This is a genomic window from Stenotrophomonas maltophilia group sp. Smal12, assembly GCF_037079935.1.
Lineage (GTDB): Bacteria > Pseudomonadota > Gammaproteobacteria > Xanthomonadales > Xanthomonadaceae > Stenotrophomonas > Stenotrophomonas sepilia.
Genome location: NZ_JBAWUK010000007.1, coordinates 38,277 through 56,758 on the forward strand (window position 1 = coordinate 38,277; position 18,482 = coordinate 56,758).

General features: G+C 67.1%; 15 protein-coding genes and 1 tRNA gene. 10 read left to right on the forward strand and 6 right to left on the reverse strand.

Features of this window, described 5'->3' with window-relative positions; all coding sequences use genetic code 11:
- Nucleotides 1–24: 24 nt before the first annotated feature.
- Complete coding sequence (locus WDC87_RS04705; protein WP_227836869.1) at nt 25–279, forward strand: helix-turn-helix domain-containing protein; 255 nt, start codon at nt 25–27, stop codon at nt 277–279.
- 2 nt (nt 280–281) lie between these two features.
- Nucleotides 282–1,607 (forward strand): type II toxin-antitoxin system HipA family toxin, encoded by a 1,326-nt coding sequence (locus WDC87_RS04710; RefSeq protein ID WP_072167388.1) that lies wholly within the window; start codon nt 282–284, stop codon nt 1,605–1,607.
- On the opposite strand, the gene WDC87_RS04715 is transcribed toward WDC87_RS04710, so the two are convergent.
- From WDC87_RS04715 to hemA, 5 genes are all read right to left on the reverse strand, one after another.
- Nucleotides 1,608–2,222: a DUF938 domain-containing protein gene (locus tag WDC87_RS04715; RefSeq protein ID WP_005420993.1), complete on the reverse strand. Its 615-nt coding sequence runs from the start codon at nt 2,220–2,222 to the stop codon at nt 1,608–1,610.
- A 509-nt stretch (nt 2,223–2,731) separates the two neighbouring features.
- The gene (gene ppk2, locus WDC87_RS04720; RefSeq protein WP_088496485.1) at nt 2,732–3,514 is read right to left on the reverse strand and encodes a polyphosphate kinase 2; all 783 of its coding nucleotides are present in this window, start codon (nt 3,512–3,514) and stop codon (nt 2,732–2,734) included.
- Between the two features lie 46 nt (nt 3,515–3,560).
- Nucleotides 3,561–5,267, reverse strand: a complete 1,707-nt coding sequence (locus tag WDC87_RS04725; protein WP_072167913.1) for a tetratricopeptide repeat protein — start codon at nt 5,265–5,267, stop codon at nt 3,561–3,563.
- Between the two features lie 5 nt (nt 5,268–5,272).
- Nucleotides 5,273–6,355 (reverse strand): peptide chain release factor 1, encoded by a 1,083-nt coding sequence (prfA, locus tag WDC87_RS04730; RefSeq protein ID WP_014036080.1) that lies wholly within the window; start codon nt 6,353–6,355, stop codon nt 5,273–5,275.
- Nucleotides 6,333–7,616 (reverse strand): glutamyl-tRNA reductase, encoded by a 1,284-nt coding sequence (hemA, locus tag WDC87_RS04735; RefSeq protein WP_065178970.1) that lies wholly within the window; start codon nt 7,614–7,616, stop codon nt 6,333–6,335. Before hemA ends, prfA begins: the two co-directional genes overlap by 23 nt.
- A 63-nt stretch (nt 7,617–7,679) precedes the next feature.
- Between hemA and WDC87_RS04740 the strand changes: the two genes are divergently transcribed.
- The 8 genes from WDC87_RS04740 to ychF all read left to right on the forward strand — a co-directional run bounded on the left by WDC87_RS04740 (nt 7,680) and on the right by ychF (nt 14,639).
- Entirely contained in the window at nt 7,680–9,365 is a 1,686-nt protein-coding gene (locus tag WDC87_RS04740; protein ID WP_172412111.1) for a tetratricopeptide repeat protein, read from the forward strand.
- On the forward strand, nt 9,362–10,021 hold the full coding sequence (gene lolB / locus WDC87_RS04745) for a lipoprotein insertase outer membrane protein LolB (RefSeq protein WP_252744738.1): 660 nt from the start codon (nt 9,362–9,364) through the stop codon (nt 10,019–10,021). The genes WDC87_RS04740 and lolB overlap by 4 nt, the downstream gene beginning before the upstream one ends.
- Entirely contained in the window at nt 10,018–10,887 is an 870-nt protein-coding gene (gene ispE / locus WDC87_RS04750; protein WP_088496488.1) for a 4-(cytidine 5'-diphospho)-2-C-methyl-D-erythritol kinase, read from the forward strand. Before lolB ends, ispE begins: the two co-directional genes overlap by 4 nt.
- Nucleotides 10,888–10,898: 11 nt before the next feature.
- A tRNA-Gln gene (locus WDC87_RS04755) sits at nt 10,899–10,975 on the forward strand.
- A gap of 140 nt (nt 10,976–11,115) precedes the next feature.
- A complete protein-coding gene (locus WDC87_RS04760; RefSeq protein ID WP_005415400.1) occupies nt 11,116–12,075 on the forward strand; it encodes a ribose-phosphate diphosphokinase in 960 nt (319 codons plus the stop codon).
- A 110-nt stretch (nt 12,076–12,185) separates the two neighbouring features.
- Nucleotides 12,186–12,803, forward strand: coding sequence for a 50S ribosomal protein L25/general stress protein Ctc (locus tag WDC87_RS04765; protein ID WP_005415401.1), 618 nt, complete (start codon nt 12,186–12,188; stop codon nt 12,801–12,803).
- 48 nt (nt 12,804–12,851) lie between these two features.
- Nucleotides 12,852–13,430, forward strand: coding sequence for an aminoacyl-tRNA hydrolase (pth, locus tag WDC87_RS04770; RefSeq protein WP_072167917.1), 579 nt, complete (start codon nt 12,852–12,854; stop codon nt 13,428–13,430).
- Nucleotides 13,431–13,547: 117 nt separating this feature from the next.
- Nucleotides 13,548–14,639, forward strand: a complete 1,092-nt coding sequence (gene ychF / locus WDC87_RS04775) for a redox-regulated ATPase YchF (protein WP_005415403.1) — start codon at nt 13,548–13,550, stop codon at nt 14,637–14,639.
- Nucleotides 14,640–15,143: 504 nt separating this feature from the next.
- On the opposite strand, the gene WDC87_RS04780 is transcribed toward ychF, so the two are convergent.
- Nucleotides 15,144–18,392 (reverse strand): autotransporter outer membrane beta-barrel domain-containing protein, encoded by a 3,249-nt coding sequence (locus WDC87_RS04780; protein ID WP_252745171.1) that lies wholly within the window; start codon nt 18,390–18,392, stop codon nt 15,144–15,146.
- Nucleotides 18,393–18,482: the final 90 nt, after the last annotated feature.

Genomic DNA, 18,482 nt, shown 5'->3' on the forward strand with positions numbered 1-18,482 from the left:
ATCGCCGATGAAGGAGAAAGCTCTGTGGCAGTCAAGTTTGTTGTCCGAACTCCCCAACAGTTGGGCTCGCTCATGAAAGCGTTTCGCAAGCAGGCGGGCCTGACACAGACAGATCTTGGCAAACAACTGGGTATCAGCCGCCAAGCGGTGACAGCTCTGGAGCACGAACCAGAAACAGCTTCGTTTGGGCGCCTGATGAAGGTGTGGGCGGTACTAGGAATCGAGGTGACTCTACAGCAGGGGACGGAGCGCTCAAGCAATCAAGATATGGAATGGTAGCGATGAGTGAGCTAGCGATCTGGATGAACGGTGTAGAGGTAGCGAAATGGCAGCAGAACTCGAACAGCTCTCCGCGCCTTACCTACACCCAAAACTGGCTTGAGTCTGGTTCGCCACGCCCTATTTCCCTCTCACTCCCATTGCTGCCACTTGGTGAAAGTCACCGTGGACAGAAGGTTGTCGACTACTTCGACAACCTTCTTCCTGACAACAGCGAGATCAGAAGCAGGCTACGCGATCGCTTTTCAACCCGCTCAGCGGGAACCTTTGACCTTCTCGAGGCCATCGGTCGGGATTGCGTTGGCGCTGTGCAGCTGCTACCCGTTGCAGCCACACCCAACGATCTGCAGAGCATCCAATTCCGGCCATTGAATGAGGGCGAAGTTGCGGACATCCTGCGAGGAGTTACTGCACCCGCACTGCCAGGATCAAGGCACCATCCGAGTGACGAGTTTCGAATCTCTATCGCCGGTGCACAGGAGAAGACAGGGCTACTTCTGCACGAGGATCAGTGGTGTATTCCCATCGGCAGCACGCCTTCTACTCATATCTTCAAGTTGCCCCTAGGCCTGGTCGGCAACATGAGGGCAGACATGCACCAGTCAGTCGAGAACGAGTGGCTGTGCATGCATCTGCTTTCCGCCTTCGGAATTCCCGTTGCAGAGACGCAAATGGGACGTTTCCAGGACCAACGCGCGCTCATTGTTGAGCGATTCGACCGCCGTCTGTCTGCGGACCGCCGATGGTGGCTGAGGTTGCCACAGGAAGACATGTGCCAGGTCTTTGGTCTGCCCGCCGCCAGGAAATATGAATCGGATGGTGGCCCAGGCATCGTGGCCATCATGGATCTGCTTCGACAATCCGAGCATTCCGAGGATCGCGCGACCTTCTTCAAGACGCAGATTCTTTTCTGGATGTTGGCTGCAATCGATGGCCATGCCAAGAACTTCAGCGTTCACATTGAAGCTGGCGGCCGCTTCAGATTAACGCCCATCTATGACGTGCTTTCGGTCTACCCCATTCTCGGCCGCGGACCCGGCCAGCTGGAGCCTCGTGATGCGAAGCTCGCCATGAGTATCAACGGACGGAATCGACACCGAAGTCTGCTGGATATTCGACGACGGCATTGGAACGAAACAGCTCGCGTCTGCGGTGTAAGCGATGGCGCAGAACCATGGATCGAGACACTGCTGGAATCCGTGGAACCTGCCATCGCACAGGTCACGCGTCAGCTCCCGGATGATTTCCCTTCCAACGTGTCCGGACCTATTTTCCAGGGACTGCGTGCTGCTGCGGCACGCCTTTCCAGCATGGCACCGGAGGCCTGATCACCCCAACCGCCACAGCAGCAACCGGTTATTGGCCGGCATCGCCACGTCACCCAACCGGGTAAACCCGTTGTCGGCCGCCAGCGCCTGCACCGCTTCGCTGTCGCGGATACCGCTGCGCGGGTCGCGCGCCTTCAGCCAGGCATCGAACTGCGCATTGCTGTCACTGGTATAGCGGCCGCCATAGTTGAACGGACCGTAGATCGCCAGCAGCGCACCGTGACGCAACAGTGGCGGCAGCGCGCCGAACAGCACCTGCACGTACTCCCAGCCCATGATGTGCAGCGTGTTGGCGCTGAATGCGGCGTCGAACGTGCTGCTTTCTGGAAGGTCCAGGCCCGTCGCCGGTGGCAGCTCCACCTGCAGCGCCACCGGCGGCAGCAGGTTCAGCAGCGCGGCCTCCGCACGCCAGGCTTCGATGCCGGGCAGATGGTCCGGATGGTCGCTGGGCTGCCAGCGCAGCCACGGCCAGCGCTCGGCGAAGAAGGCTGCGTGCTGGCCGGTACCACTGCCGATCTCCAGCACCCGATGGCGGTCGCCCATCCACGGGTCGAGTGCGGTGGCGATGGGTTCGCGGTTGCGCTCGCAGGCTTCTGAATACGGCTTGCTCGACATCAGGACGGTGTCCAGGCGGGGTCGGCCCCATTGTGCACGAGGGGGTGTCTGCAGGGCTTGCAGCCCTGCACCCGCAGGAGCCGGAGCCAGAGCCAGAGCAACGTCAAAAGCTGGCATTCCGTGGGTTGGCGGGGTGGGCCCGGTTGCGGGGGGCGCCGTAAATACGTCCCTGTAGGCTCGGTCGCCGCATCCATGCGGCTCACGCCCCCGCAACCGGACCCACCCCGCCTTTGACAGTTCTCCGCGATCTGTCGGAATGGGATGGCCTGCTCTTGGTGGGTGTCGACCTTGGTCGACACGTAGATCCACGCCATGCGTGGATGCTCTTCGTTCCATTGTCGAAATGTTCGATTTCAATGGAGATTCATCCACGCATGGCGTGGATCTACCAGATCGCCGGAATCTGTCAGAGGTGGGGCGATGCCGGAGTGCGGGGTGTTGCTGTTGCTGTTGCCGGCCTGCGGCCGGCACTACCGCGGGTGCAGGGCCGCAGGCCCTGCCGACCCACCCTAATCCTCCACCGGGAAATCCTCGATCGGCTTCAGCACATCGAAGTGCTCGCGATGCAGCTTGCCCTTCAGCTTCGGCAGCTCCGGCAACGGTGCGTCCACCCGCGTGTCCGGCAACCGGTCCAGCAGGTTTCGCACCAGGGTCAGCCGGCCCAGCCGCTGGTCGTTGAAGTCCACCAGCGTCCACGGCGCCGCCTCGCGATGCGTCGCGCGCAGCATCGCCTCGCGGGCCTCGGTGTACGCGCTGTACTTGCTGCGCGATTTCAGGTCGACCGGTGAGAGTTTCCAGCCCTTCAGCGGATCGAGATGGCGTTCGGCGAAGCGCTTTTCCTGCTGCTCCTGGTCCACGCACAACCAGTACTTGAACAGCAGGATGCCGTCGTCCACCAGCAGCTGTTCGAACACCGGCGCCTGGCGCAGGAACTGCTGGTACTCGGTTTCGCTGCAATAACCCATCACCCGTTCAACACCGGCACGGTTGTACCAGCTGCGGTCCATCAGCACGATCTCGCCGGCGGCGGGAAGATGCGCGGCGTAACGCTGGAAGTACCACTGCGTGGCTTCACGGTCGGTGGGCTTGGGCAGCGCCACCACCCGGCATTGGCGCGGGTTGAGATGCTGGCTGATGGCCTGGATCGCACCGCCCTTGCCGGCTGTATCGCGGCCTTCGAACAGCACCAGCAGGCGTTGCCCGCTGTACTGAACCCAGCGCGCCATTGCAGTCAGTTCCAGCTGCAGCGGCAGCAGCAGTTTGTCGTAGTCCTTGCGCTTGAGCTTGGCCATCGTCACGCCACGCGGGGAGGAAGCCGGAGCGTAACGCAGCGGTTGCTCAGGGGGTGTCGACGCCGCGCCAGCCCTGCTCGCCCGCCAGCGTCTGCAGCAGGGCGGAAAGGTCCTGGGCAAAACCTGCCATGTCGAATACACCACTGTCTTCGCGTGCCTGCGCCAGTTCGGCACGCAACGCTGCCAGCGCCGCCGGCTTGTTGCCCAGCGCGCTGGCAGTGGCGATGAACGCCGCATCGTCGGCAACGTTCATCCGCGAAAGACCCAGATGATGGTTGAGGCTGCCGGCCACGCGCGCGGCGAAGGTATCACCCGGGCAGGTCAGCACCGGGCAGCCGGCCCATAGCGCATCGGAGGCGGTGGTGTGCGCGTTGTACGGATGCGTGTCGAGGAACAGGTCGGCCAGCTGATAGCGGGCCAGGTACTGCGGATGCGGCAGCTTGGCCATGAACACCAGGCGCGCCGGGTCCAGGGCTGCGGCCTGCGCGGCCGCACGCAGGCGGGCGTCGGCCTTGCCGGGCCCGGACAGCAGCCACAGCACGCTGCCGGGCACGGCCTGCAGCACCGCGAAGGCGCGGCCCATGCTGCGCGGGTTGAGCTTGTAGCTGTTGTTGAAGCAGCAGAACACCACGCCGTGTTCGGGCAGCCCGCACTCGGCGCGGGACGGTGCCGGTTCCAGTACGCGGGTGTTGTCCGAGGGCTGGAAGGCACGTGGCAGGCGCAGGACGCGTTCGCTGAAGTGAGGTTCCAGCGATGCCGGCAGCACGAATTCGTCGGCGACCACGGCATCCAGCCAGCGCGCACCTGATGTGCCGGGGTAGGCCAGCCAGTTCAGCTGCAACGGGGCCGGGCGCATGGCCAGCACTTCGGGCGTGCCGCCGCCCCCCCAGCCGCGCAGGTCGAACAGCAGGTCGATGCCCTGTGCACGGATGCGGGCCGCGATGTCGGCATGCCGCAGTGCGGCCACGTCATGCAGGCGGGTGGCGGCCTGCAGGCGTTCGCGGATGCGGCTGCCATCGGCGCGGTTCAGCGCGAACAGGTGCAGTTGCAACGCCGGGTCATGGCGCAGGTGTTCGAGCAGGGCCACGGTCAGCAGCCCGGTGGGATGGGCGCCGAAGCCATTGGAGAGGAAGCCGACGCGCAACGCGCCGTGCTCGCGAACCTTCACTGCAGGAAGGGGGCGCACCGCCGACGCAACGACCGCGGCGCGTGCGCGCGCACAGGCCAACTGCTCCGCAGCGCTTACGTCTTCACTGAGGAAGGCGAAGGGTTCCACTGCACCCTGACCCGCGGCGAGCGCGTTGCGCACCTGCGCAGCCAGCGTGTCCACGTCCTGCCAGTCGCACAGGCGGCGCTGCCAGGCCAGGCGCTGGGCGGCGATGTAGGGTTCGCCCGGCATCAGCGCGTGCGCGCGGCGATAGGCCGCTGCTGCGCCTTCGGCATCATCGGCATCTTCCAGCGCGTGGCCCAGCCACAACGCGATGCCCGGGTGCTGCGGGGCCAATGCCGAGGCCTGGCCGAGCAGCTTCGCCGCGTCGGCGTGCGCGCCGGCCATCCACGCCACGCGCCCCAGCCGCGCCAGCGCTTCGGGGTGGTTGGGGCGCAGCTGCAGGGCACGTCGTGCGGCCTGCTCGCCGGCAGCGATGTCGCCGGCTTCCAGTTCCAGATCGGCCAGCATCACCCAGGCGACGAAGTCGCCGGGCTGGCGTGCGATCGCCTGCTGCAGGTGCTGCCGCTGCTGCCAGGCCGTCATCGTGCTCAGCCCGCCGACAGCTGGGCCAGGGCGTCGACCTGGTGTTCGTGGCTGAGCCGCTGCAGCAGCGGGTCGAGGTCACCGGCCAGGATGTTGGGCAGGTCGTACAACGTCAGGCCTTCCACGCGGTGGTCGGTGATCCGGCCCTGCGGGAAGTTGTAGGTGCGGATGCGCTGGCTGCGATCGCCGCTGCCGACCTGCAGGCGCCGCGACTCGGCCTGTGCCGCGTCCTGGCGCTGGCGCTCGGCATCGAGCAGCTGCGCCTTCAGGCGCTTCATTGCCTTGTCGCGGTTGGCGTGCTGGCTGCGCTCGGTCTGGCACTCCACCACCACGCCGGTCGGCACGTGGGTGATGCGGATCGCGGACTCGGTCTTGTTGACGTGCTGGCCACCGGCGCCGGACGAGCGGAACGTATCCACCTTCAGGTCGGCCGGGTTGATGACGATGTCATCGACTTCGTCGGCCTCGGGAATGATCGCCACGGTCGCGGCCGAGGTATGGATACGGCCCTGCGATTCGGTGGCCGGCACGCGCTGCACGCGATGCGTGCCCGATTCGAACTTCAGGCGCGAGAACGCACCACGGCCGACCACACGCGCCACCACTTCCTTGTAGCCGCCATGCTCGCCGGGGTTGTCCGATTCGATCTCGACCTTCCAGCCCTGGCGCTCGGCATAGCGGGCGTACATGCGGAACAGGTCGCCGGCGAAGATCGCGGCTTCGTCGCCGCCGGTGCCGGCGCGCACTTCCAGGAACAGGTTGCCTTCGTCGCGCGGGTCACGCGGCACCAGCAGCAGCGCAAGCTCCTGCTCCAGTTCCTGCAGGCGCGCCTGCGCGGCGGCGATTTCCTCGTCGGCCAGCTCGCGCAGGTCGGGGTCGGCGCGCATGCCTTCGGCGGCGGCCAGGTCGGCCTTGGCACGGGCTTCATCGGCCAGTGCAGTGGCGACCGGTTCAAGTTGGGCGAATTCGCGCGAAAGGTCGCGGAAACGGGTGTTGTCGGCGACCACGTCGGGTTCGGCGAGCAGGCGTTCCAGTTCTTCGCGGCGCTCGGCCAGCGCTTCCAGCTTACGGCGCAGGGTCGGCGTCATCGGGTCTCACGGGTGGGTGGTGGTAGCCCGGCGTGGCCGGGAACAGGCGCTCGGCGGCGCGGGTCAGGTCGGCATCGCCACTCAGCGCGGCGGCGCGCAGTGCGGCGGTCGGCGGATGCAGCAGGCGGTTGGTCAGGCCGTGGGCCAGCAGTTCCAGCACTTCGTCGGCGGGCTTGCCGTTGGCCAGCTGCTGGCGTGCGCGCTCCAGCAACTCGGCGCGGGTGGCCTCGCCGAACGCACGCAGCTGCCGCAAAGGCGCCTGATGGGCACTGGCCTGCTGGGTCTCGACGTAACGCGATACCTGCAGGTCGATGATCGCCTCGGCTTCGGCGGCGGCCTCGCGGCGGCCACGGCGGTTGTCTTCCACCGCGCGCTCCAGGTCATCGACGGTGTAGAGGAAGGCATCGTTGAGCGTGCCGACCTCGGCTTCGATGTCGCGCGGAACGGCCAGGTCGAACAGCAGCATCGGCTTGTGCCGGCGTGCACGCAGGGCCTTGGCCACCATCTCGCGATGGATCACCGGCTCGCGCGCGGCGGTGGCCGAGAACACCACGTCGGCCTCGCCCAGGTGACGGTCCAGTTCGGTCAGCGGCAGGGCCACGCCGCCATGGCGGCTGGCCAGTTCCTGCGCGTGGGCCAGGGTGCGGTTGGCGATCAGCAGCCGCCGCACCTTGCCTTCGCTCAGGTGCCGTGCAGCCAGCTCGATGGTCTCGCCGGCACCAACCAGCAGCACAGTGGAGTCGTCCAGCCGGGCGAACGCGTTCTGCGCCAGGCGCACCGCCGCCGACGCCACCGATACCGGGTTGGCACCGACCTGGGTATCGGTGCGCGCCCGCTTGGCCACCGAGAAGGTCTGCTGGAACAGGCGGTCCAGGCGCTGGCCGAGCAGGCCATGGTCGCGCGCGGTCGACCAGGCGTCCTTCACCTGGCCGAGGATCTGCGGTTCGCCCAGCACCATCGAGTCCAGCCCGGTGGCGACCCGGAACAGGTGGCGCACAGCCTCGGCATCGGCATGCTGGTACAGATAACCCTGCAGGTCACCGGCCTGGCTGCGCAGCCACTGGTCCAGCGCCTGTGCCGACTCGGCCACGGCGTACAGCTCGGTGCGGTTGCAGGTGGACAGCAGGACCGCCTCGGCGATCTGCGGGGTATCGCGCAGCGAGCCCAGCGCACGCGGCAACGCCTCACCGGCGAAGGCCGCGCGCTCGCGCAGCTCCACCGGTGCGGTCTGGTGATTCAGTCCGAGCACCCACAGGGTCATTGTTCAGTTGCTTGCGATAAGCTGCTGGCCATTGGACGACATTTTAAGGCCCCGATGCCGACGATGCCCGCATTGATTCGCATCCCCAGTGTTCTGCTGCTGTCCCTGGCCTGCGCGCAGGCCCTGGCGGCGGTGCCGCCCAAGGCCCCCGTGCGGGCCGCGGCCACCGGGGAACTGGCGCTGGAGCCGGTGATGGCCGGTGAGTTCGCCCTGCAGGCCGGCAAGCTGGCCGAGGCCGCGCGCTGGTACCTGCAGGCCGCGCAGCAGACTGACGGCGATGCTGGCCTGGCCGAGCGCGCGACCCGTATCTCCATGCTTGCCAACGATGACGCCAGCGCCGCCAAGGGCCTGGCCCTGTGGCAGCAGCGCGCCCCGCGTTCGTTGACCATGCGCAGCGCCGCCGGTGCGCTGGCCATGCGCCAGGGTGATGTGAAGGCCGCCCGCACTGAATTGCAGGCGCTGCTGGCCGACCCCGACGAGCGCGGCTGGAAGTTCGCCCTGGCCGCGCTGATCGGCGGTGGCCGCGACCCGGCGGTGCCGGCGCAGGTGCTCGGCGAGCTGGTCGATGCCAATGCGATTCCGCCGAAGATCGAGGCCTGGCAGGAGTTCGGCCGCCTCGCCCTGCGCATGGACAAGCCCGACCTGGCGCGTCGCATGATCGATGAAGTGGTCAGGCGCTTCCCCGAAGAACCGCGCGTAGCGTTGCTGCGTGCCAGCCAGCTGCAGCAGGCCGGCGAGACCGACAAGGCCTTGTCGCTGCTGCACGACGTCGAGCCGAAGACCCGGCAGGACCCCGAGCTGCGCAATGCGGTGGCCATCGCCTACGACAGCCTGGGGCAACCGGCTGCGGCCGAGCGCGTACTGGCATTCGGCCCGCAGGATGTGCAGACCTGGGGCATGCGCGCTTCACTGTTGGCCAAGCAGGGCGACAAGGCGGCGCTGTCCAACCTCTACAACGAACTGTCGCGGCAGGCGGCCAAGCCGGACCCCGCGCAGCGCCTGTTGCTGGGCAAGATCGCCGAATACCTGAAGCGCTATCCCGAGGCGGTGCAGTGGTACCACAGTGTGCCCGGCGGTGATGAGCTGAGCGAGGCGCGCCTGCGTGCGGCAAACGCCCAGGCGCTGGCCGGACGGCTGCCGCAGGCACTGGATGAGGTGCACGCGATCCAGTCCGACGCGGTGGTCGACGATGATGTGCGCCGTGACGCGTATCTACTGGAGGCCGAGCTGCGCCAGCGCGGCGATGACAGTGCTGGCGAACTGGATGCGCTTGCCCGCGGCCTGGCCGCCTACCCGGATGACAATGGCCTGCTGTACGCCCGCGCGCTCACCTGGGAGCGTCGGGACGATATTCCGCGCGCCGAGGCCGACCTGCGCAAGATCCTGGTGACCGACCCGGAAAACGTGCCGGCCCTGAACGCCTTGGGCTACACCCTGGCTGACCGTACCGGGCGCCTGCAGGAGGCGCTGGAGCTGATCGACCGCGCCCGCGTCGCCGAGCCGGACAACGCCGCTATCGTCGACAGCTATGGCTGGGTGCTGTATCGCCTGGGCCGCAAGGACGAAGCGCTGGTGCAGCTGCGCCGGGCCTGGACCCTGGCCAAGGACCCGGAGATTGCCGCCCATGTCGGCGAGGTGCTGTGGGTGCTGGGCAAGCATGACGAGGCCCGCCACTTCTTCGACGAAGCCGCCAAGCTCGACCCTGAAAACCGCGCGCTGCTGCGCGCCCGCGAGAAATTCAATCCATGAGTGTTTCCCTGATCCGGCCGCTGCTGTTGGCGGCAGCGACCCTGGCGGTGACCGCCTGTACCAGCGTGGGCACGCAGAAGACCCCGCCACCGGCGGTGGTCGAGACGGTCTCGGCCGAAGCGGCGCGGGCCGAAGCGGCGCGCGTGGCCGCCCTGCATGCACAGCCGGACTGGGCCTTCCAGGGCCGGGTCGCGGTCAGCAAGGGCAAGGACGGCGGCAGCGGTCGCATCGACTGGAAGCAGCAAGGCCGCCGCTACGTGGTGGAGTTGAGCGCGCCGGTGACCCGGCAGAGCTGGAAGCTGACCGGCGATACCCATTCCGAAGCTGGCCGCCTGGAAGGACTGACGGGCGGCCCGCGCGACGGCGAGGACGCCCAGCAGCTGTTGCTGGAGGCGACCGGCTGGGACATTCCGGTCAACCAGTTGCCGGAGTGGATCCGCGGGCTGGTCGCCGGCGACGCCGCCGGCCCCGAGACGGTCGAACGCGACGGTGAAGGCCGGCCGCGCCGCATGCAGCAGATGGGCTGGCAGGTACAGTACCTGGACTGGTACCCGGCCGACGCCGGACGACCGGCGCTGCCGCGCCGGATCGAGGCCAGCAATGGTGACGCCAAGGTGCGCCTGCTGGTGGACCAGTGGGGGCAGGGCACGCCATGAGTGGGGCAGTCGACGACGCGGGCTGGTCCTGGTGGCCGGCCCCGGCCAAGCTGAACCTGTTCCTGCACATCACCGGCCGCCGGGCCGACGGCTACCACGAACTTCAGACCGTGTTCCGCCTGCTGGACTGGGGCGATCGCATCGGCCTGCGCCTGCGTGAAGACGGCCAGGTGCGCCGGCAGGGCGAGGGCCTGGCCGGCGTGGCCGAGGCCGATGATCTGGCGGTGCGCGCCGCGCGTCTGCTCCAGGAAGTGGCGAAGGTCGCGCAAGGTGCGGACATCATCGTCGAAAAGCACGTTCCTGCCGGTGGCGGCTTCGGTGGCGGCTCGTCCGATGCGGCCACGGTACTGGTGGTGCTGAACCGGCTCTGGCAGGCCGGGCTGGACGAAGAGGCGCTGGCCGCGCTGGGCCTGCGCCTGGGCGCCGACGTGCCGGTGTTCGTGCGCGGTCGCAACGCCTGGGCAGAAGGGGTGGGCGAGCGCCTGCAGCCGATCACGCTGGCGCCGGCCTGGTATGTGGTGGTTGAACCGGGCGTTCATGTTCCCACGCCGGCCCTGTTTGCAGACCCGGATTTGACGCGCGACAGCCCAGTGGCGAAAATAGAGGACTTCGCTTCCGGGACCTTGGTCGGGAACGCGTTCGAACCGGTGCTGCGCCGCCGTGAGCCTGCCGTCGAGGCAGCGCTTGCCGCGTTGAGCGACATCGGCACCGCGCGGCTGACCGGTTCGGGAAGTGGTTGTTTCGTCGAATTCGCGTCGCAGTCTGCTGCAGAGCAGGGACGGTCGAAATTGCCGAAGGAGTTGCGGGCAAGGGTGGCAGCGGGCGTTGCGCGTTCGCCACTGCTGGATGCACTCGAGCAACACTGATTTATCAATGCAGGGGCGTCGCCAAGAGGCCCAAGGCACCAGGTTTTGATCCTGGCATTCGTAGGTTCGAATCCTACCGCCCCTGCCAATAGCGGCTGTGTCCGCGCCTTCCAGCGCATCGCCCGCGCGGGACGTGGAAACAACCGCGGTGTTGTCAGCAGCAGGGGTCCATCCGGGTCCTTGCCGCCCCCGGATCCCCGCCACTCGTCCCCGCCCGAGACAATCATGATGCAAGAGTCCCCGAACCTGCTGGTCTTTTCCGGCAACGCCAACAAACGTCTGGCGCAGAACATCTGCAAGGAACTGGGGGTTCGCCCGGGCAAGGCGCTGGTCTCGCACTTCTCCGATGGCGAAGTGCAGGTGGAGATCGAAGAGAACGTCCGCAAGCAGGACGTGTTCGTGATCCAGCCGACCTGCGCGCCGAGCGCGGAAAACCTGATGGAACTGCTGGTGCTGATCGACGCGCTCAAGCGCGCATCGGTGGCCAGCGTGACCGCGGTGGTGCCGTACTTCGGCTACTCGCGCCAGGATCGCCGCATGCGCTCCTCGCGCGTGCCGATCACCGCCAAGCTGGCGGCGAAGATGTTCAGCACCGCGGGCGCTGATCGCGTGCTGACCGTCGACCTGCACGCCGACCAGATCCAGGGCTTCTTCGATATTCCGGTGGACAACGTGTACGCGTCCCCGCTGCTGCTGGCCGACATCTGGCGCGCCTACGGCACCGAGAACCTGATCGTCGTCTCGCCGGACGTGGGCGGCGTGGTCCGCGCCCGTGCGGTGGCCAAGCGCCTGGATGACGCCGACCTGGCGATCATCGACAAGCGCCGCCCGCGCGCCAACGTCTCCACCGTGATGAACATCATCGGTGACGTCGAAGGCAAGACCTGCGTGATGGTCGATGACATCGTCGATACCGCCGGCACCCTGTGCGCCGCTGCCGCTGCCCTGAAGGCGCGCGGTGCGCTCAAGGTCGCCGCCTACTGCACCCACGCGGTGCTGTCGGGCCCGGCGGTGGACAACATCACCAATTCCCAGCTCGACGAGCTGGTGGTGACCGACACCATCCCGCTGAAGGACGCCGCGCGGGTGTGCAGCAAGATCCGCCAGCTGAGCGTGGCGGAGATGCTGGCCGAAACGATGCGCCGCATCGCCTTCGGCGAGTCGGTCAGCTCGCTGTACGTCGACTGAGTTTTTCGTCCCTGCCGGCAACGGCGGGGACATACCCCGGGTGCTTCTGGTCGCGGAAGCATCTTCAACCGCCACGCCGCAGGGCGCGGCAACAACCTGAGTAGTCGAAAATGTCGAAGACCCATGAAATCAAGGTCACCAAGCGTGAACTGCAGCGTAAGGGTGCGAGCCGCCGCCTGCGTCACGCCGGTGTGATCCCGGCCATCGTGTACGGCGGCAACGCCGAGCCGGTCGCCATCAGCCTGGACCACAACGAAATCTGGCTGGCCCAGCAGAACGAGTGGTTCTATGCCTCGATCCTGGACCTGAACCTGGACGGCCAGGTGCAGAAGGTCCTGCTGCGTGACATGCAGCGCCACCCGTACAAGCAGCTGATCATGCACCTGGACTTCCAGCGCGTGAACGAGAACGAAGCCCTGACCGCTTCGGTCCCGCTGCACTTCGTCAACGAAGACACCTCGCCGGCCGGCAAGGCTGCCGACGTCGTGGTCACCCACGAACTGAAGGAAGTGACCATCACCTGCCTGCCGAAGGACCTGCCGGAGTCGATCGAAGTCGACCTGGGTGAGCTGAAGGCCGGTGACGTGGTGTACCTGTCCGACATCAAGCTGCCGAAGGGCGTGGAAATCCCGGCCCTGGCGCTGGGCAAGGACCACGACGACGCCATCGTCACCGCCAAGGCCGGCAAGGCCGACGCGGCCGACGAAGAAGCGGCTGCCGCCGAGTAATACCGCTGCGGTGCCTGCCTCCGGGCAGGCACCGTACTGGAAGGAACCATGGCAGGACTGCGACTGATCGTCGGTCTGGGCAACCCCGGATCGGAACACGCCCGGACCCGGCACAATGCCGGGTTTCATTTCGTTGAGGCCCTGGCGGAAAAAGCCGGTGCGCGATGGAATGTGGACAGCAAGCTGTTCGGCGAGACCGCCAAGGTCGAGATCGCCGGGCAGACGGTGTGGCTGCTCAAGCCCGCCACCTTCATGAACCTCAGCGGCAAGTCGGTCACCGCCGCGCAGCGGTTCTGGAAGATCGAGCCGGAGGAAACCCTGCTGGCCCACGACGAACTGGACCTGCCGCCCGGCGCGGCACGGCTGAAGTTCGACGGTGGCCACGGTGGCCAGAACGGCCTGCGCGACACCATGCGCCTGCTCGGCCACGGCAAGTTCCATCGCCTGCGCGTGGGCATCGGCCATCCCGGCCACAAGGACCGCGTGGTGGGTTGGGTGCTGGGGCGCCCGTCGAAGGACGACGACGTGCTGATCGCACGCGCCATCGATGATGCGATCGACGTGATGCCGCTGGCGGTGCAGGGCGATTTCAACGAAGCGATGAAGCGGCTGCACACCCCGAAGTAAACCGCTTTGGGTAGGTGCCAACCTTGGTTGGCACACAATGATCGACACCGAGATGGATTGGCCAAGCAGCGCGCGCGCTGTTTCACCAATCACTTTCACCCCAGAGAGCTGTCACCCATGGGTATCAAATGCGGCATCGTCGGCCTGCCCAACGTCGGCAAGTCGACCCTGTTCAATGCGCTGACCAAGGCGGGTATCGCCGCGGCGAACTTCCCGTTCTGCACCATCGAGCCGAACGTCGGCATCGTGCCGGTACCGGATCCGCGCCTGAACGAGCTGGCGGGCATCATCAACCCGCAGAAGGTCATCCCGACCGCGGTCGAGTTCGTCGACATCGCCGGCCTGGTTGCCGGTGCCGCCAGCGGTGAAGGCCTGGGCAACAAGTTCCTGGCGCACATCCGCGAAGTCGATGCGATCACCCACGTGGTGCGCTGCTTCGAGCACGGTGACATCGTGCACGTGGCCGGCAAGGTCGATCCGATCTCGGACATCGAAACCATCGATACCGAGCTGGCGCTGGCCGACCTGGACAGCGTCGAGAAGGCGCTGAACCGTGCCGAGCGCGCCGCCAAGGGCGGTGACAAGGACGCCGCGGCGCGCAAGCCGGTGCTGGCCAAGCTGCAGGCGGCGCTGTCGGAGGGCAAGGCCGGTCGCTCGGCGGGCCTGGACGAGGAAGAGAAGGCGCTGGTGCGCGATCTGTTCCTGCTCACCCTGAAGCCGGTGATGTACATCGCCAACGTGCTGGAAGACGGTTTCGAGAACAACCCGCACCTGGAAGCCGTGCGCGCGCATGCCGCCGCCGAGGGCGCGCAGGTGGTGCCGGTGTCGGCCGCGATCGAAGAAGAGCTGTCCCAGCTCGACGACGAGGACCGCGATACCTTCCTGGCCGACCTGGGCCTGAGCGAGCCGGGTTTGAACCGCGTGATCAACGCGGCCTACAGCCTGCTCGGCCTGCAGACCTACTTCACCGCTGGCGTGAAGGAAGTCCGTGCGTGGACCGTGCGCAAGGGCGCCACTGCCCCGCAGGCCGCCGCGGTCATCCACACCGACTTCGAGAAGGGTTTCATCCGCGCCGAAACCATCGCGTATGACGACTTCATCAAGTACAAGGGCGAAGCCGGCGCCAAGGAAGCCGGTCGACTGCGCCTGGAAGGCAAGGAATACCGCGTGCAGGAAGGCGACATCCTGCACTTCCGCTTCAACGTCTGATCCAGCGGCATCGGATCGACCCCGGACGCCCCGCCTTGTGCGGGGCGTCTGCGTTTCTGGCGATGGACAAAAAATCACCACGCTGCGAAACGCTTGCGGCGTGACGTTCGCCGGCACTTGTCCACAGCAAACTCCCATCGCTTTCCACGCCGCATGTGGAAAACCGTGCAGCTCCCCTGTAGCGCCGAGCCCACGCTCGGCTTGGGGGGCATCAGCCGAGCGTGGGCTCGGCTCTGCCAGGCTTGCCTGTGCAATGTGGACAAATTTTCACCACGCTTCGAAATGCTTGCGGTGCAATGCTCGCACCCACTTGTCCACACCAAATCCCAACCACTCTCCACGGCGGATGTGGAAAACCGCGCATGGGCGTGGACAAAAAAACGCCACTCCCTGAAACGCTTGATGCGTGGAGCTCACCGCCACTTGTCCACATCAAACTCCCATCGCTTTCCACGCGGCATGTGGAAAAAGTGCCCGGCACTCCCTTGCCGGACACTTCCCGCATCACCAGGTGTACGACACGCCCAGCTGGGCACCGACGTCGCGGAAGCCCATGCCGCCGCTCTGCCGGCTCACTTCGCCCCAGCCGCGCCAGCCGCCGGACAGATCCACCTGTACACCGGCCTTGGCTTCGTAGATGTCGCGCGGCAACTGCCGCTGCAGCCGTTCACCGTCCATCGCCAAGCCCGCGCCATTGCCGCCGGACCACCAGTTCACTGCCATGTACGGATGCACCTGGCCCTGCGCCGGGCTCAACCCGCGGCTGTAGAGGCGCAGGCCGAGGCGGGTGCTGGTCTCGTCACCACTGCGGTCTTCGACCACCGTGCCGTTGGCCTCGACCACGCGGTCGCTGTCATAGCGGCTGTGCACCACCTGCAGTTGCGGTTGCAGGTAGATGCCGCGCTGCGCGGTGCGCCGCAGGGGCAGCACATAGCCGGCTTCGGCCGATGCACTCCAGTTGCGGGCGTCATAACGTTCCTTCTGCAGGCCATCGCCCTGCACGCTGTTGCGGAAGCGGCCGTACTGCAGCCAACCATCCACATAGGCGCCGCCCTGCATGCGCGCATCCTGCAGCCACGTGGCATAGGCACCCACACTGGTGCCGGTGACCACGCCACGCGCGGTATAGCCGGTCACCTGCGAGCGGCTGTCATTGCGCGCGCGGCCGTGGCCGAGCATCGCACCTGCCTGCAGTTCGCCCGCGCCGCCCACCTCGAAGCGACGGCCGACGCCGACCAGCACGCTGCTGATCTGCCCATCGACCTGGATCTGGCGGCTGCGGTCGTGGCTGTCGGGCTGCGCGCTCCGAAGGTGCATCCAGGCCACGGCATCGCTGCTGGTGCCGGCCTCGGCGGCGGGGTCACCGGCGCGGTCGTGCAGGCTGTGCCGGAACATGCCCAGCGCGGCGCTGCGGTTGGCCAGGTAGGCCGCCGGTTCCGGGCGTTCCACCTGCGGGCGCGGTGGATCGATCGGCGGCTCCGGCGGCAACGGTGGATCGACCGGCGGTTCCGGCGGTGACGGTGGATCGACCGGCGGCTCCGGCGGCTCCGGCGGCTGCGGCGGATCAATCGGCGGTTCCGGCGGATCGACGGGTGGCACGTATTCCGAACGCAGGTACCAGTTGCCATCATCCGGGGTCGACACGCCGCCCTTGAACAGGAAGTAGTCGTAGGCACCGGCGACCGCGCGTCCCTGCAGGCTGAACTGTGCATCGGACTGGCCGCCAACGGTGATCAGGCGGATACCCTCCTGCGTCAGTGCACCGGCACCGCCGGCATTGCGCACGCTCACGCTGGCAGTGCCGCTGCTGTTGCCACTGATGACCAGCTGGTCGCCCAGCGAAGTGTCGTCACCCAGTGCACGGTTGAAGATCCACTGACCACCGTTGCCCACATAGTCGCCGCTGACAGTGACGGTCTTGAAGCCGCTTGCCCCCGGGGCATCGAAGGCGATGGTGCCGGCGTGTTCGAGCGCGCCGACGCTGGAACTGGCACGCACGTTCCACTGGCTGCTGCCATCCAGCGCAAGCTGTGCGACCTGGTAGCCTGAGTTGTTGCGCAGGGCACCGCTGAACGTGGTGCCGTTGCCCAGCACCATGCGTACGTCAGCCGTTGCGCTGTCGACCACCACGTCACCGCGCAGCGTGCTGGCGTCGGCGCTGAAGTCGATGCGGCTGGTCGCCACGCTGCTGCCATCGGTGAACACCGTGTCGCTGACCCGCAGCAGGCGCCCGCTGCCGTCGCCTGCGGTCACGTCGCTGCCATTGACGGTCAACGCATGGTTGCTGCCCTGCAGCCAGAACGCGGCGCCGCTGGCGGTCTCGATGTGGCTGTCATTGAAGGTGGCCCGGTTCCAGTACGGGCCGAACGCGGTCAGGTAGGAGCGGTAGCCACCACTGTTGCTGCCGGTCATGCGGATGTCCAGGCGATCGGCCTGGGTCAGCCGCGCGGTGTTCATGTGCACGATGCCGAACGCGTTCTCGCCGTCGCCGCGGATCGCAACGGTGTCGAGCAGCGCGGTGGCGGTGGAGCCACCGATGAACACGCCGCCACCCCCGTTGCCGCGCACGTCGATCACGTTGCCGGTGGCTTCAATGCGGCTGGCGGTGCTGCCGGTGGAACCGGTCACGCGTACGCCATAGGTCGTATCGCCGTGCGTGGTGATCCGGCCGCCCTGCACGGTGGCGACCCCGCCGGCGATCTCGACACCGTAGCCGTAGGTGTCGGTCCAGGTGTCGATGGTGCTGTCGGTCAGCTGCAGGCGCGACTCATCGCTGGCCAGCCAGAATCCGGAGTAGCCATCACGCACATCGAACGCGGCGTCGCGGGCGGTCAGCTGCCCCCAGCTGTTGATGTTCACGCCATAGCCGCCGACAGTGTAGAAGCTGCCGCCGTTGATCACTGCGCTGGAATAGGTCTTGCTGATGCGGCTGCCGAGCAGGCGCATGCTGCCACCCACCGAGTGCGCTTCCACGTTCTCCAGCAGCACGCTGCCACCACTGTCGATATCGAACCAGCCGCCTTCCATGTAGGTGTCATACAGCTCGGCGCGGCTGCCCGCGCCATCGACGGCAACGCCGGCGAGGATGCCACCGGGAGCGAGGGTGATGCGGCTGTTGCGGATCGTCAGCAGGCCCGCGCTGTCGGCGCGCAGACGGGCACCACCGTCGGCGCTCATCTGCAGATCGGCCAGGTGCAGTTCACTGCCCTTGCCGGACGCACCGGCCAGCGCCGCACCGGTACCTGTCACTGAAAGGCGGCCCCCGGTGTAACGGATCACGCCACCGTTGTAGGCCTGCACGCTGCCGAATCCGCTGCCGTTGCGCGTGGCATCGATATCGACATCGCGCGCATCGATCACGCTGCCGGCACCATTGGCATACAGTGCGTAGAAGCCCACGCCGGTAGCGGGTGCGATCGACAGGGTGGCACCGCGCAGCTGCACCTGGCCGCCACTGGCAGCAGACACGGCGCTGCCATTACCGGTCACGTTGATGCGGCTGCCGTCGATCAGTGCGCTGCTGCCAGCGCCGGTGACGGTCAGTGCGAAGCTGCCCGCGCCATGGGTGAGGACATCATCGGCACCCAGCTGCAGGTTGTTGCCATCGCTGACCTGCAGGGGCCCGGTCAGATCGGCGGCGTGGACTGGCAGTGCCGCCCACAGGGCGGTTGCCAGCAGGCTGGGAAGGAGGGGAGCAGGCGCGAGGCGCGCGCGCCCGGACGCTCGGCGGCGCCGAGTGGGGGAGGCGTACATGCTGTTGGACTTCCTGTGGCAGGGCGCAGCAGGGCTGCGCGGACTGGCGCGGCAGGGCCGCGTCGCTGCGGAAGCCACACGCGATGGCAG